The organism is Bacillus sp. FSL M8-0277, from assembly GCF_037975305.1.
In the GTDB taxonomy this organism is placed as follows: domain Bacteria; phylum Bacillota; class Bacilli; order Bacillales; family Bacillaceae; genus Bacillus; species Bacillus pumilus.
Window position 1 is genome coordinate 2,099,363 of the sequence record NZ_CP150255.1, and the last position, 15,113, is coordinate 2,114,475.

General features: G+C 40.5%; 16 protein-coding genes. All 16 read right to left on the reverse strand.

Annotated elements, in window-relative coordinates; genetic code table 11:
- Position 1: 1 nt before the first annotated feature.
- The 16 genes from rpsA to MKZ05_RS10500 all read right to left on the reverse strand — a co-directional run bounded on the left by rpsA (position 2) and on the right by MKZ05_RS10500 (position 14,947).
- Complete coding sequence (rpsA, locus tag MKZ05_RS10425) at positions 2-1,153, reverse strand: 30S ribosomal protein S1 (protein ID WP_003215529.1); 1,152 nt, start codon at positions 1,151-1,153, stop codon at positions 2-4.
- A 223-nt stretch (positions 1,154-1,376) separates the two neighbouring features.
- Positions 1,377-2,054 carry a (d)CMP kinase gene (gene cmk / locus MKZ05_RS10430; RefSeq protein ID WP_003216003.1) on the reverse strand — a complete coding sequence of 226 codons (678 nt, stop codon included), beginning with the start codon at positions 2,052-2,054 and terminating at the stop codon, positions 1,377-1,379.
- A gap of 71 nt (positions 2,055-2,125) precedes the next feature.
- A complete protein-coding gene (locus tag MKZ05_RS10435) occupies positions 2,126-2,308 on the reverse strand; it encodes a DUF5359 family protein (RefSeq protein WP_339160028.1) in 183 nt (60 codons plus the stop codon).
- A 63-nt stretch (positions 2,309-2,371) separates the two neighbouring features.
- Entirely contained in the window at positions 2,372-3,019 is a 648-nt protein-coding gene (locus tag MKZ05_RS10440) for a flagellar brake domain-containing protein (protein ID WP_268458326.1), read from the reverse strand.
- Positions 3,020-3,121: 102 nt separating this feature from the next.
- On the reverse strand, positions 3,122-4,471 hold the full coding sequence (gene ypeB / locus MKZ05_RS10445; RefSeq protein ID WP_339160032.1) for a germination protein YpeB: 1,350 nt from the start codon (positions 4,469-4,471) through the stop codon (positions 3,122-3,124).
- Positions 4,472-4,487: 16 nt separating this feature from the next.
- Complete coding sequence (gene sleB / locus MKZ05_RS10450) at positions 4,488-5,399, reverse strand: spore cortex-lytic enzyme (RefSeq protein ID WP_106028756.1); 912 nt, start codon at positions 5,397-5,399, stop codon at positions 4,488-4,490.
- Between the two features lie 127 nt (positions 5,400-5,526).
- Positions 5,527-6,189, reverse strand: a complete 663-nt coding sequence (gene prsW, locus MKZ05_RS10455) for a glutamic-type intramembrane protease PrsW (protein WP_003215795.1) — start codon at positions 6,187-6,189, stop codon at positions 5,527-5,529.
- A gap of 155 nt (positions 6,190-6,344) precedes the next feature.
- A complete protein-coding gene (locus MKZ05_RS10460; RefSeq protein WP_003215846.1) occupies positions 6,345-7,316 on the reverse strand; it encodes a YpdA family putative bacillithiol disulfide reductase in 972 nt (323 codons plus the stop codon).
- Positions 7,317-7,439: 123 nt separating this feature from the next.
- Positions 7,440-8,714, reverse strand: coding sequence for a Glu/Leu/Phe/Val dehydrogenase (locus tag MKZ05_RS10465; protein WP_003215501.1), 1,275 nt, complete (start codon positions 8,712-8,714; stop codon positions 7,440-7,442).
- A gap of 195 nt (positions 8,715-8,909) precedes the next feature.
- On the reverse strand, positions 8,910-9,491 hold the full coding sequence (locus MKZ05_RS10470; protein ID WP_003215601.1) for a genetic competence negative regulator: 582 nt from the start codon (positions 9,489-9,491) through the stop codon (positions 8,910-8,912).
- 165 nt (positions 9,492-9,656) lie between these two features.
- Entirely contained in the window at positions 9,657-10,445 is a 789-nt protein-coding gene (locus MKZ05_RS10475) for a metallophosphoesterase (RefSeq protein WP_212045952.1), read from the reverse strand.
- An 87-nt stretch (positions 10,446-10,532) separates the two neighbouring features.
- Positions 10,533-10,985 carry a DUF2663 family protein gene (locus MKZ05_RS10480; RefSeq protein ID WP_050943835.1) on the reverse strand — a complete coding sequence of 151 codons (453 nt, stop codon included), beginning with the start codon at positions 10,983-10,985 and terminating at the stop codon, positions 10,533-10,535.
- A gap of 64 nt (positions 10,986-11,049) precedes the next feature.
- Complete coding sequence (locus MKZ05_RS10485) at positions 11,050-11,811, reverse strand: LysM peptidoglycan-binding domain-containing protein (RefSeq protein WP_339160039.1); 762 nt, start codon at positions 11,809-11,811, stop codon at positions 11,050-11,052.
- Positions 11,756-12,397, reverse strand: a complete 642-nt coding sequence (locus MKZ05_RS10490; protein ID WP_137055032.1) for a CPBP family intramembrane glutamic endopeptidase — start codon at positions 12,395-12,397, stop codon at positions 11,756-11,758. The genes MKZ05_RS10485 and MKZ05_RS10490 overlap by 56 nt, the downstream gene beginning before the upstream one ends.
- Positions 12,394-13,902 carry an ATP-dependent DNA helicase RecQ gene (locus MKZ05_RS10495; RefSeq protein WP_339160042.1) on the reverse strand — a complete coding sequence of 503 codons (1,509 nt, stop codon included), beginning with the start codon at positions 13,900-13,902 and terminating at the stop codon, positions 12,394-12,396. Before MKZ05_RS10495 ends, MKZ05_RS10490 begins: the two co-directional genes overlap by 4 nt.
- The gene (locus MKZ05_RS10500) at positions 13,895-14,947 is read right to left on the reverse strand and encodes a helix-turn-helix domain-containing protein (protein WP_339160045.1); all 1,053 of its coding nucleotides are present in this window, start codon (positions 14,945-14,947) and stop codon (positions 13,895-13,897) included. The genes MKZ05_RS10495 and MKZ05_RS10500 overlap by 8 nt, the downstream gene beginning before the upstream one ends.
- Positions 14,948-15,113 lie beyond the last annotated feature (166 nt).

Below are 15,113 nucleotides of genomic sequence, written 5' to 3' on the forward strand. Positions count from 1 at the left end.
ATTATTTTAATTTATTGAGCTTATCTCCGATCAGGTCACCAAGCTGGAATCCACTTGTGTTTTCTTCTTTCGCCTGATATTGACGATAATTCTCTTCGATTTGTTTTTCAGGATTTTCTTCTAAATCACGGATGCTTAGTGAAATGCGTTCTTCATCTTCATTCACATCAAGCACTTTTACTTTCACAGTCTGCCCTTCTTCAAGGACTTCATGCGGCGTACCGATATGTTTATGAGAGATTTGAGAAATATGCACAAGTCCTTCGACGCCTGGCAGAATTTCAACAAATGCACCAAAGCTTACTAGACGTTGGACAGTTCCTTCAAGCACATCACCTTGTTTTACCTTTTCACCAATCTGGCTCCAAGGTCCTGGTAATGTTTCTTTAATAGATAGTGAGATACGTTCGTTATCACGATCAACAGCAAGTACTTTGACCTGGACTTCCTGGCCTTCTTCCACTACGTCAGATGGCTTTTCAACATGCGCATGGGATAGTTGAGAAATGTGAACCAATCCATCAATGCCGCCAATGTCTACAAATGCACCAAAATCAGTAAGGCGTTGCACTTTACCATCAATCACACTGCCTACTTCAAGTTTTTGCAAGAAGTCTTGCTTTTTGTCTAATTGCTCTTGCTCCACTACTGCACGGTGCGAGAGAATCACACGATTTTTTTCGCGGTCAAGTTCGACCACGACAAGTGAGAGTGTTTTACCTTTGTAGTCTGAAAAGTCCTCAACATAGTGCGCTTCTACAAGAGATGCAGGAATAAATCCACGCACACCAATGTCTACGACAAGACCACCTTTTACAACGTCTTTTACTTCAGCTTCAAATACTTCTTTTGTTTCAAACTTTTTCTCTAGGTCTTCCCAAGCGCGGTCTGCATCAACAGCACGTTTCGATAAAATCAAAGCATCGTCTTCGACTTTTGTTACTTTAAGCTCTAATTCGTCGCCATCTTTCACGACATCTGATGCTTTTTCAACGTGAAGACTTGATAATTCACTGATTGGGATGATCCCAGGTTGTTTCACATTGACGATATCTACATTGACATGCTTGTCCTCAACTTTAGAAACAATCCCTTTCACTACATCTCCAACCTCTGGTACCTGAACATCGATTTGATTCATTTCCTCTGTCATTTCGATAACCTCCTTGGTCCAAACCTACACAGCTTAGTTAAAACGACTGGGTGAATATGTGTCTTAAGCATGATGATTGCCAGCCGAGTATGTATTATAGAAACATTCAAATCAACAGAATTGCTTGAATGATCAATAAAAATAGTATTAGTATAAACTTCTAATAAAAGACCTTGTTTGTCAAGAGATAAACCTCTAACTTATAAAAGTTTTCTAAAATTTCTTACAGTTTCTCCACACGGTCTGCTGCATCTAAAATTTTACCTGCTACCTCTTGAATGGTAAGAGAAGTTGTGTCAATCTCAATGGCGTCATCCGCTTTCTTAAGCGGTGAAACTTCGCGCTCAGAGTCAAGCTTGTCACGTCTTGCAATCTCTTCGATCAGCTGATCGTAATTGACATCGTAGCCTTTTTTCTGATTCTCTTCAAAGCGGCGTTTTGCTCTTTCTTCTACAGATGCAAGCAAGAAAATTTTCACTTCGGCATCTGGAAGAACGTGAGTACCTATGTCTCTTCCGTCCATCACGACACCGCCTTTTTTACCAAGCTCTTGCTGCCTGCGGACCATTTCTTCCCGAACAGCTCTGTGCTTTGCGACAACCGATACTTGGTTGCTCACGCGGTCTGTGCGAATCTCTTCTGTCACATCGGTATTGTCTAGATGCACTTTTTGACCCTCGCCTGTTGAGACAAGTTCAATCACCGTTTTCTTTAGTAGTGCATCAAGCGCCTGCTCGTCTTCAAGATCTACACCATGGTGAAGTGCCGCAAGCGTAATCGCGCGGTACATGGCACCTGTATCGATATAAATATATGATTTTTTTGCTGCGACAATTTTTGCCACAGTGCTTTTTCCTGCTGCTGCAGGACCGTCAATTGCGATAGATAATTTCTTTTTCATAATACCTCTCCTTGATTGAATCTCCCTTATGAATTGTAACACGATCACCGGTCAAACGGGGGAATTTTCTATCAATCCTTCTGCTTAAACGTCTCGATCCAATCTTCAATGCTCATGCTATTTACACCCTCGTATTGCACGACTTTTGACAAAAATAGTTCTCCTTTTGTCAAATGAAGTGTGATCTGAACGGCTAATAATAAGACAAGCTGAATGAGCACCGCTTTAAATAACCATCTTTCCATTGTTTTCATACAAAAAGCCTCCACGCTAGATTCTATTACCTCTAGTATGGAAGCTTTTAACATCCTTTATTCTTATGCTTTTTTCACACGTGTTAAAAGCTGCTGCTGGAAGCAGTACTTCATAATGTGCTGCTGCTGATCATTTGTGATCTCAGAAAACTCCATGATCGCTCTTGTTTTGCCAGTCTGCTCATCTTGATAAACTCGGCTCATCTCTGCAACCGCTTTAATTTTAACAGGCTCTTTCAGCGGAAGTTCAAACTCTGTGATCACTTCTCCGTATTCTTTCAATGAGACACCTTCAGGAACAGCAATTGCTAAGCCGCCAGCACTCATATTGACAATAAACGTGTCAAAGGATTCTTCACCCGTTTGCGTGATCGCGGTTTTGACCATTGTATCGACTCTCAGGTATTCTCTACGCTGAAGCCGAATCATTTCTTCTTTTGGCGGAATGGAAATGACGATCATCGGAATATCTTCTTTCCTCTTGCCGATGACTTCGCTTGTGCATTTGTATGGAATTTGATTTTCATCGAAAAAGAAAACGGTGATTTCTGTTTGCTGGTTTAAATAGATCGTGCGTCCCGTTTCTTTATCAGCTGGATAATTAATGCAAATATCATCGTTATTATTTTCCAAAACTTTCGATTTTGCAGTTTTCACTTCTTTGTTCTCATTGACATATTCAATTGTGATTGCATCCCCTATTTGTAACATTCCTCATCACTCTTTTCATCTGTGAAATCATATCCTCTCCTATATTAAACCATGTATAAAACAAAAGGAAAAGGCTTATTCGCCTTTTCCTCGTTTCCTTTTTTATAGGTCTTTATATATAGGTTCTGCGTTTTTTAGTTTATCTACTCGTTCTTCTTTTCCAGTATCCGCATTAATGAACATTCGGTACGTATCATTTTTTATCGTTCCTAGGAACTCATAGCATAAAACTTCCTCTGACATATCGTTTTGAACAATCGCTACATGAGTATCTTCGATTTTCACATGCTGATTGAGCGTTTTCTTCGCTTCTTTTTGCGAGATTTTAGGTGCTTTGATGTCTCTTGTTTTATGATTCGTTAAATAGTCTTTCGCTGAAAATCCAACCACTTCACCATCGTCTAGTGCGACCTTCATGCGTATACTATCTGGATACAGCAGTACATTTTTTTGAAGAGGTACATAGGTAAATACACCGATATTATCAAATTGCGCACTTTCATCTAAATGGAATGACTCAGCATCAAATCCTTGCTTCTTTAAGAAGCTGAGTGCTTTTTCTGATGCTTGGTTTAAACTGATTTTCTGTTTTTTCACGTCTCGATTTTGAAGAAGGTAGACTGGATGTCCTCCTTTTTCAGTCAAGTCTAAATAGAAATTCGCTTTACTATCAGGATCTGACATCGATAAGCTGTACACATCTCGATTGGTTTTGCTTCCGCTTTTTCTCACCTTAAAATGTTGATTATGATCAGGTGCGAATTGCTGGGCAATGCGTATCGCTTCTTTCTTTGAAATCTTTTTACCCTTTAAATGATTGTAGCCGCGTGTTTCTTCTTCTGTGGACACATTTGTCGGTCCGAGATCGACATCTGCAAATGCATCTGCATTTCTCTCGACTGTTTTCAACCCGTCAATGATGGTGTTATCATTTTTTCGGTCACCATCAGCAAGTGCCATTTCAACATCCATCCATTTTAAATTTTTATTGAGGACGAGGTGCTGCACTTGTCTCAGTTCGTTTTGGATATCAGATGCTTGCTGATATAAGGACGTAATGGTTTTGTGCGTATTTTTGTTTAATGGTTCATCTGATAAGGATTTAACTGATGATTTGTAGCTAAAGTCTCCGACATTCGCCAAAAATTCTTCCGTTTTGTTAAAAGGCATTAATGTGAGCGGAAGCTGACTCACATTGTTATGTGCTTCTGATGACATTCTCCATACATCTGCAAGTGCCGGTGAAATCGACGATTGGCTGTTCATCGCAAGCGTTGCCCCAAGTTTGTCGTGCAGCTGATCCACTTGGTACGTTAAATCGTGGAAGGCCCTCTGATAGTTGTTCTCTGCGTGCAGCAGCACTGCGTCTTTTTCTTGATGCTCTTTATAGCCCCAATAACCTGTTGAGATGACAGCAATTCCTAAAATGGCAATCAATATTCCTCTGATCATTTATTTACACCTCTTTCTATTCGCAGAAAATATGTTTCCCAATTCGTTTAATTTGTGGTCTTCCCCAAATCCATGGACTTGTTGCTGTATCAGGGTTAAAGTAATAGACGGCGCTCTCAGACGGGTCCCAGCCGTTAATGGCATCAAACACAGCCTTTTTTGCAGTGTCATTTGGTGACATATAAAATTGACCATCCGCCACAGCTGTAAACGCAAGCGGTTCAAAAATAACTCCTGCGATTGTATTTGGAAAAGTCGGGTTGTTCAAACGGTTTAAGATGACGGCAGCGATCGCCACCTGTCCTTCATACGGCTCGCCCCTTGCTTCACTATAAACCGCTTGTGATAAGAGCTGAATATCATTACTAGAAAAACCACCTGGCATGTTGGCTGCCGTTTGTTTCGGTGTTTGATTTGCTTGCTGATTGCCTGACTGTTTCGCAGACTTTCCAGGTGCTCCGCTTTGACTTTTTTGATTCTCTTTCGCACCTTGAGCAGTCTTTTTTTGTGAGCTTCTTTTCGCAGGAGCTTTTGTTTGCTGATCAAGAGGTTTCCCGCCATAATGGGTAAACTCATTCCCCTTTTGCAGCTGCTGCTGAACAAAGTCTTTATAGTATTTTGTCTTTTGAACTAATAGGCTTTTTGTTTGTTTACCTACAAGTCCGTCGACCTTCTTTACACCATATTGGCTTTGAAAGTTGCGAACGGCCCAGTACGTCCCCCAGCCATATACACCATCAATTTTGCCATTGTAAAAGCCATTGTATTGGAGCCGTGCTTGCAGCTCGACTACATCTTCTCCTGTCGCACCTCGCTGGATGACTTGACTGGTGAAGGCTTCACTTTTTTCAGTTGTCATCAGTGATGTTGCGAGTAGAACGATTGAGAAGATAAGGACGATTTGTTTCATGAAACGAGCTTTGTCCATATTTGATCCTCCTGTACTTTTGATGTTTGAATATATATTTCTTCCAATCCCTATTTTTATACATTCATCACAGGAGAGAAATGGATGAAAAGACAAAAAAACGCCCTATCAACTGATAAGACGTTTTCTACATTAAATTTTGCACCATTTTCACTGAACGAGCTTTTTTTGCTTTTCGCAGGCCAAACCACCATAAAAAAATCATGAATGGCAGCATGATATATCCCCAATTTTTCATTCCTAACAATATGAAATCATATAGGCCGTGAAAAAGCACAGGAAGCGTTAGAGAAAGGATCAGCCATTTGCGCTGCTCCTTTTTATCAGAGAAGCGGGCTTTGCCGATATAAAATCCCATCACAACACCGAATAAAGCATGACTTGAGACGGGTAATAAAGCACGGGTGAATGCATATTCAACCCCGTGACCGACCAAATAAAGAATATTTTCAAGTGTTGCGAAACCAAGTGAGACACTGGTTCCATATACAATTCCATCATAGTGTTCGTCAAATTGGGCATGCGCATAGACGCTGACCATTAAAATAAACCATTTTAAAGATTCCTCTAAGAAGCCCGACGTCACAAATGAAATCAAGATAGGGTTCGTTGCGATATGCTCCTCTTGAAGGACATATTGAATAAACATGGTTGGAAACACAAGTATAACACCTAGCATAAAAGATCTGATGACCATGTGTACCGGCTCATTGTCGTACTGATCTTTCAAATAAAAATAACTTAAAAGTGCGATGCCGGGAGCTAAACCTGCTGAGATGATTGCGATCATAACCAGACCTCTTTCCCTACATTATCCTTCATTATCGTACCATGATTTACCCTTTTTTTATATGACTCGAGCCCATTTTTATGAAAATATTCTTCTATATAATCCCATTTTATATCAAAAAGAACCGAATCCCTTGGAAGGATCCAGTTCTTTTTTTATGCGTTCATTCTTTTGTTAATTTCTTCTGCAATTAGCCCCCCATGAAATCTCCCGTTTTCAATGAAAATTTCATTGGCATTATTTCCAGCTGCAATCACTCCTGCGATGAAAATACCTTCTACGTTTGTCTCCATCGTCTGTTCATCAAATGCTGGGCGGCCTGATTCTTGATCAATTGTCACACCCATTTTTTCTAAGAAAGAATGATCTGGATGATAGCCTGTCATGGCAAAAACATAATCACTTTTCACTCGCTCCGTTTGCTCTTGCTGGTTTGTAAAAATCACTTCTTCTTCTGTAATTTCCTTCACCTGTGCTCCAAACTCCATTCGAATCGTTCCATTTCGCACAAGTGCTTCAAACTCTGGCAAAATCCAAGGTTTGATGCTAGATGAATATTCAGTTCCTCGATAAAGTACAGTGACTCTGCTTCCGCATTTCACAAGTTCTAGCGCAGCATCGACACTTGAGTTTTTCCCGCCGATCACCGTTACATCTTTATCAAAGTATGGGTGTCCTTCTTTAAAATAATGATACACATGTGGAAGGTCTTCCCCTTTGACATTCATATAGTTTGGATGGTCATAGTAGCCAGTAGCAATCACGACATAATCACATGAATAGTCGTCTTTTGATGTGCTCACGGTAAAATGGCCATCTTTTTTCGTCACAGCGGTTACTTTTTCAAAGGCATGCACACGCAGGTTTTTTCGTCTGACTACTTCTCGGTAATAAGAAAGCGCCTGGATACGAACGGGCTTGCGATTTTCAGTAATAAAAGCGACATCACCAATCTCAAGCTTTTCACTTGTACTGAAAAAGGTTTGATGTGTTGGGTAATGATAAATACTGTTAACGACATTCCCCTTTTCAATGACTAGTGCATCAATTCCGATTTGCTGGAATGCGATGGCAGCTGATAATCCGCAAGGGCCGCCTCCTATTATGATCGCTTTTTCTTGTTTCATTTGTTCCACTCCTGTCGTTTCAATGCAATAACAATTGCTAGCTGTTGATGATTTGTTCCCATTCCATAAAAAAATCTCCTATATAAGGATAGGAGATTTTTGGGTGCGATGCAAATAAGCCGCTTAAATCCAGCCTCTGAATCGAGAAGCTTCAGCCATTTTACGTACGCCGACCATATATGCAGCAAGACGCATATCGATGCGGCGGTTTTGCGCCATTTCATAAATATTATTAAATGATTTCACCATCATATCTTCTAAACGAGTTTCGACTTCCTCTTCAGTCCAGTAGAACCCTTGGTTATTCTGCACCCATTCAAAGTAAGAAACCGTTACACCACCCGCACTCGCAAGTACGTCTGGGACAAGCAGTACTCCACGATCTGAAAGAATTTTTGTTCCTTCAAGTGTCGTTGGACCATTCGCTGCTTCTACGACAATTTTAGCTTTAATGTTTGCCGCATTATCTTCAGTGATTTGGTTCTCAATGGCTGCAGGTACTAAGATATCACAATCGAGCTCAAGCAGCTCTTGGTTTGTGATGGTATCGTTAAATAATTTAGTAACGGTTCCAAAGCTGTCACGTCTGTCAAGCAAGTAGTCAATATCAAGACCATCTTCATCGTATAACCCGCCGTAAGCATCTGAAATCCCTACGATTTTCGCTCCGGCATCATACATGAATTTAGCCAAGTAGCTTCCTGCATTTCCGAATCCCTGTACGACAACACGTGCCCCGTTAATGTCAATTCCTTTTTTCTTCGCCGCTTCTTTGATGCAGATCGTCACACCTTTTGCTGTTGCAGTATCACGTCCGTGTGATCCTCCAAGAACAATTGGTTTTCCGGTAATAAATCCTGGCGAGTTAAATTCATCCATTCTAGAATATTCGTCCATCATCCATGCCATAATTTGAGAGTTTGTAAACACATCTGGAGCTGGTACATCTTTTGTTGGACCAACGATTTGACTGATTGCGCGAACATAGCCGCGGCTTAGTTTTTCAAGCTCTCTAAATGACATTTCTCTTGGATCACAGATAATACCGCCTTTTCCTCCGCCATAAGGAAGATCCACAATACCACATTTTAAACTCATCCAAATTGAAAGCGCTTTTACTTCTTTTTCAGTAACGTTCGGGTGGAAACGAATACCGCCTTTTGTCGGTCCAACAGCATCATTGTGCTGCGCGCGGTAACCAGTGAAAATTTTCACTGATCCATCATCCATTCGTACTGGAATTTTCACAGTTAATAGACGAATTGGCTCCTTCAGCAATTCATACACTTCTTGCGGATACCCTAATTTGTCTAGCGCTTTATGTATGACGGTTTGAGTTGACTTTAAAACATCTAGCTTATCTTCTGCGTTATGAGCGGCGTTTTGATCGGCTGCCATTAAAATAAACCCCCTAGAAATCTTTCATGATCTACTGCTCCCTTTCAAGCAATAGTATACACCTTCGTACTGGTAAAGCAAAGGTAAAAAACGTTTTTTATTAAAATAAAATATCAGCGTTTATAAATATAAAAAGGATATAAAAAAATACTGTTGTTTCATCACAACAGTATTAAATATAATAGAAAAAAGTGATTAAAAATACATTTGAATCGTTTTCACTGCATCATCTTGCATGATCACTTTTCCGTATTCTTTTAGCCGATGGATCGTTAATGTCGTTGGTGAACCGAACTCCGCTAAAATGGAAATGACGGTATCAGCTGATAGTTCTTCAAAATCATCTAGGCTGAGAAAATATTGACCTTCATAATGGTAAACTGTACCCCCTAAAAGTCCAATACGACTTAAACTATGGGACAGTTGAATCACATCTTCAAACGAGGCAAATTGATAGAGCACATGATGACTCTCGTCGAGCTTGACTTGCATCTCAATGTAATCTTCATCAAACTCATCATCATCAGCATCATCCTGCTGACTCTTTGTGACAATGACGACCATCCCCTGCGCCTGAAGTGAAAATACTTCAACAGCAATCGGTCCACTCGCTTCAAAACCGAGCTCCTGATTCGCTTCGTTCATCATGTCTTTAAACAGCTGATGGACTTTGAACGAATCTTTCCAAAGGTCTTCTTTCGTAAGACCCCGGTCTGTCAGGTCATCTAGTGTGAGAAAAATTTTGATTTTATTATAATTCAGACGCTCCAGTCGCATAACGTTCCCTCCTGCCTCTTCTAAACACACATCATACTGTAGTATATGAGATGATGAGTCATAGGTTCTTAATTTTGTATTCAGTTTACACTGTGTCAAGACGGAAGACAAGCATGAAGCTATGCTTACGGTGACTTTTATGGAAAATATTGAGGGCGCAGCCAGTCATCGCGTTTTTACAGGCATTAAATAGATCAGATGCGTTTCCGGTTCTGCCCCGAGACGCATTGGAATCTTTGTTGTTCCATAGCCATTACTAATGAGAAAAAATGCGCCTTTGACCTGACCTGTTCTTCCTTTTTCATACGGACCAAATTTCCCAATTCGAATCTGACCTCCATGTGTATGACCGCTCAAAACAAGGTCGATCCCCTCATCTTCACTCATTAAATGATGTACATCTGGGTTGTGTGATAAGAGAATATTTACGTCATCTTTCACAAACTCAGGTCGTATCGCTTCATAATCCGCCTTTTCAAGCCGAATATCATCGATGCCTCCAATTTTGATTGACTGGCCTTCGAAACCCCACACAGCTGTTTCATTTTGCAGGGTCGTCACATCGTAAGCATGAAGAATCTCTTTAAGCTTTTGCTGGTGCAGCTCGTGATCATTATTTCCCCAAACAAAATAAACGGGCGCAATTCTTGATAAACGTTTCACATTTTCTTCAATTCTGGCGTAGGGTACACCTTTTTCTGCTAAGTCCCCGCCTATCATAATGACATCCGGTTTTTCTTGTGTGACCTCAGCTAATAATGAATCACTAATCAGCCGCCGGTGTGTATCAGAAATAAAGAAAATCACTGCTGGTCGATCTGATTGAAGTGCTTCTATTGTAAAGTAATGCTTTTTGATGTTGTTTTGTTTTGCCGTTTTCACCATTTTTGCCGTTACACACACACCTGTTGTAACAGCCGCAATGGCGGCAGTAAATCCGATGGCATATTTCATCATAAATGGCTCCCTTGCATATGTGTCGTTCATAAGACGCTTGAATGAAAAAAGACGTTTCAACTATTAAAACGTCTTTTTACACATTTATTTACTTTCATAATAGAGATTAATGTCATATTGCTGCTGCATATAGCGAAAAACCGCTTCACGCTCTTTCCACTGGTCTGATTGCGGCCATAAGTCTGTGCTTTTTTGTATAATCTCACATCTAAGGCGATGATATTCATCCTCAGCCTTTTCTTCTTTTTTCTTATAATAATAAGATGCATAAAAAGCAAACACCTCAGCCATTATCCAAAATAGAAAGACCTCATGACTGAGCAGCGTTGCAATCATCGCTTCCGGCTGAAGCGAGCCTCCCTTATTTGCCGTTATCACAAAATAAAACAAAAGAATCGCCAGTGACAAAAGGGCTGTCCATTGCCACCTTCTACACTGCTTGGCAAAGCCCTCATATTTGTGCTTTCTTTTGATCAACGTTTCCATCATTTTCTGTGTCGGCTGATCCATATAGCGGCTGATTGCGTGCAAAGTCATCACATACACCCTGTCCCTTTTTTCTACATATGTATGTGCTTTTTCATTCGTTCATGTCAGGTAATTAGTTTTCCAATGGAATATTGAGTACTTGACCACTGTATACACTGTTCCCATTTAAATGATTGTAGGCTTTTATTTTCTCTTCACCTGATCGGCTTTTGTAATATTTCATCGAGATTCGATACAGGTTTTCCTCTGGGCCAACAGTGTGCTGGACGACACGAACTGGCTTTTCTTCCTGCTTCTTTTTCTCTTCGACTTCTTTTCGTTTTTTCTCTTCTTGCTGTTTTTGGAGGGCGAGCTGCTGCTGTTCACGCTTTTTCGCAGCTGCCGCTTTTTCACGCTCTTCTTTCTCTTTAGCAGCTTTTTCTTTTTTCTTTTGCTCTGCTTTTTCTTTTGATCGCTGCTTTTCTTTTTCTTCATCTTTCTTTTTCTTCTCTTCATCAGACGCATCCGCTTTATCAGCTTTTGCGCCATTTTTTGTTTCGGCTAGTGCTGACGGAACTGGGTCTGTGTCAGCACTTGAGGTTTTATCAATGTAGACACCCTGATTGTTATTATCGTTGATTTCCTTTGAAGTGTAGTAGATCAATAGAAAGAAAACAGTGATGACGATGATAGGAAAGATAATAGCCAATGTCGTAAACAAAGGATTGCGCACTTTTTTCGTACGCTGCTTCTTATATTCATGAAAGTCTTCTCGTGTAGGAAAGTGAGAGTCATCAGAAGGATGTACTTTTTCTTCAAGAATTTCCTCTACATTGTCGTCATGGTTGTTTGTGAGCTGCTCCTTCTTTCTCTGCATTCTCGACATTTCTTCCATGTTCATCCCTCCCCTTATATTTCAAACGAATTTGACAAGCAAAGACTAAGTCAATGACAAAATGTGTCATGACAGGAACAAATAAATTCCCCGTCCACTCGTATAAAAGTCCTAAAAAAATACTAATGGAAACCACGAGGATAAACAAGAGTATTTTTGATAAATAGCGAAAATGAAGAAGCGCAAACACGATGCTGGCAATCTCAAGCCCAAATTGCTGTTGAACAATTCCGCGAAATAGTATTTCCTCTGAAAAGGCAATGAGAAGTGCTAACCAAACAATATGCGGGATGCTTCGGTTTTTGAACATCTTTTCATTTAAACCGCCATCATCATACATATGAGCAGGAAACACCTTCATGACAATTGCATCTATAATAATGACGAGCAATGCACCGCCAATTCCATATGTTAGAATGCGCATATCATGAATCTGCCAAAGGGCTGTAAAATCCGTCCATTGATCGAACATAAATATGCCTAGTAAAAAAGAAACGATAAGCATGAGCAGCTGCGTGAAATACAGCTGTTCTACGACTTGTCGATCGGTTAATTTTTCAATGATTCGGCGATGTTGTTCAATCAATGCTGCGCCTCTTTTGTCAGATGAAACATACGATCCAGCACAGTCTTCCAGTGTTTCATTTCATTCAGCTCCAATGATTGTTCTTTTTTTTCATAATCAGACAGGTTCAGTCCGCAAGAAGAGCAGCAATGCTTAGAGGACGCGCGCTCTGTTTGATCAAGCTGTTCGTGAAAATATGATAACAGAGATTGTCTAAAGCAGTCATGATCCATGATCCGCTCTTTAAATTGCCACACTTTTTTTAGCTTTTCTGTTTGTCTGTCCTGCAATATTTCTTTTAGATTCATCAGAATTGCCGGGCGCTGTTCGGACTCATGCATCATGTAATAGTGCGTCAGCATTCTTGCACGCGTCTCCTGAAGCCCTGTTTCCATCAATCGTTCACGTAATTTTTTTTCATCATTTGTCTGCATTTGAGTCAGTTGTGATAAGTAGAAATCAATTTCTGGTTCGTCAAATCCTTCTGCTTGGATCAAGTGTAGCTGAATATCTGCATCCTCTTCTGTATATAAAAGAATGCTCACACTGTTTTTCCCGTCCCTTCCCGCTCTTCCAATCTCTTGCATAAATGCTTCAATCGATTGCGGAGGGCTCATATGAATGACAAACCGGATATTTGCTTTATCGATTCCCATGCCAAAAGCACTCGTACAGCAAATGAGATCAAGCTGACCGCTGATAAATTGCTGCTGAATGAGCATACGATCTCCTGCGTCCATTCCGCCATGATAAAACTCAACACGCTGATTGGTTTTTTGTTTCATACAGAGAGCAAGCTCTTCTGTCATTTGCCGGGTTGGGCAATAAATAATGCCTGGTCCTTGCAAAAAATCCGCAAGCTCAATGGCCCGTTTCTCTTTTGCTTCTTTCGATTCGTGCACTTCTTTGACTAAGGCAATGTTCGGGCGGTTGACGGAATGAATATGAAAGTCTGGATGCTGCAACCTTAGCGTTTGCACAGTATCTTTTAGCGTTTGTTTCGTTGCTGTAGCTGTAAGAGCTAAAGCCACAGGATGACCTAACGCTTCTCTCCATTCTCCGAGCTTCGAATATTCAGGACGGAAATCATGCCCCCATTCTGATATACAATGCGCTTCATCGACGACAAACAGACCAATACGCATCGATTTGAGCTGTTCAAGCAGCACTTCTGACATTAATGCCTCAGGTGCGACGAATAGAAATTTATATGATGGCAAATGCCGAATGATATGTCGCCTCTCCTGAAAAGACAATGTGCTATTAAGCGCCGCCACTCGTTTTTCTCCGCGCATTTTCATTCGTTCGACTTGGTCCTCCATAAGCGATAAAAGCGGCGAAATAATCAGAACCAGCCCGTCTGTCATATAACCGGGAATTTGATAGCAAAGTGACTTTCCTCCACCCGTAGGCAGCATGGCAACCGTATCTTTTTGATGCAGTACACTTCGAATAATGTCCTCTTGACCTGCTTTAAATGTGTCGTGGCCAAAGTATCGCATGAGCGTCTGATGAAGCTTATCCATTTGCTTTCACCATCCTTGTCAGTGCCAATCGTATTTGAAAATAAGTAAATGGATGCTCGAGCTTTTCTTTAATCAGCTTCATTTTATTTGTTTGCAGCTCTCTGGCTACAGCAAGGATCTCCCGCTGCTCTTTTATACTCACATAGGGATCTATTGAAAAGCTTGGCTCATGTATCGACAGCTCCACGATATGATCTTCAATCGTTGCCTTTTTTAATGAACGAATGTGAGCAATTTGTTCAATATCAAATCCTTTTTGGACAAGCTCAAGTGTTTTGTGAGTAGAAGTTGTTAACACGCGTTTAAATTCAAGGTCACCTACGAGCTTCTGCAAAGTCGGCGCCTCACCTTTTTGGGCAGCTTGAATAAAATAATGTAGTACATTCCAAAAAAGCAAGTACACATACCACACATCTTCTTTCATCCACTCCGCCATTTGCTGATACGTACGCCCGATTCGTTCATGTGAGGTCAATGAGTAAACAAAAATCAGTGCCTCTTGATCACTTAGGTTCATTAGGAGTTTTTCTAGTTCATGATGCAGCTCTTCTGAAAGCTTGCTTTTCTGCTGATGCTGTTTCAAAAAAGATTTCGTCCAGCTTTGAACTGAGACATCTCTTTGTATTGGAACATATTGATGTGATCCAGCCATATGGTGAGAAAGCACTTGTACAAGTAAAGAGAGCCTCATCCATAGCATCTTTGCTTTATCGTGGTATTTGGCACCATGAAAATAAGCAGGCATCGGTTTTTCAGAGAAATGCTGGTGTAGCATTTGCTGCCCTGCTTCAGTGATACTCAGTGTCTCATCGTTTTTTCTAAAATAGTGCTTCTCTTCAAGCTTTAAAGCAGAACGATTCAGCTGATCCCTCGTAAACCCCGGGTAACAGCCGAAGTACCTGGAAAGCTCAAACAAGCTGGCATCCTGTATGGTTTGAGATGATTTTTTTCCTTTAAAAAGATGGTAGACAGCACTAATGGAGCGTTCGCCGTTCAATTTATATACGCTGTCCATTAACATGACATCCAAATAATGAAGAGTCATTCATCAAAGCACCTGTCTTCCTGACAAAATTCGAATATTTTCTCCCTTTATTTTAACAGATTTCATACAAGAAGAAATGTTTAAACTCAATTTATGGGGGAAAGTTATGAACAAACCCTTATGTGATAAGCATTCTCAATCACTTTACAGTTGAAATGTGAATTTA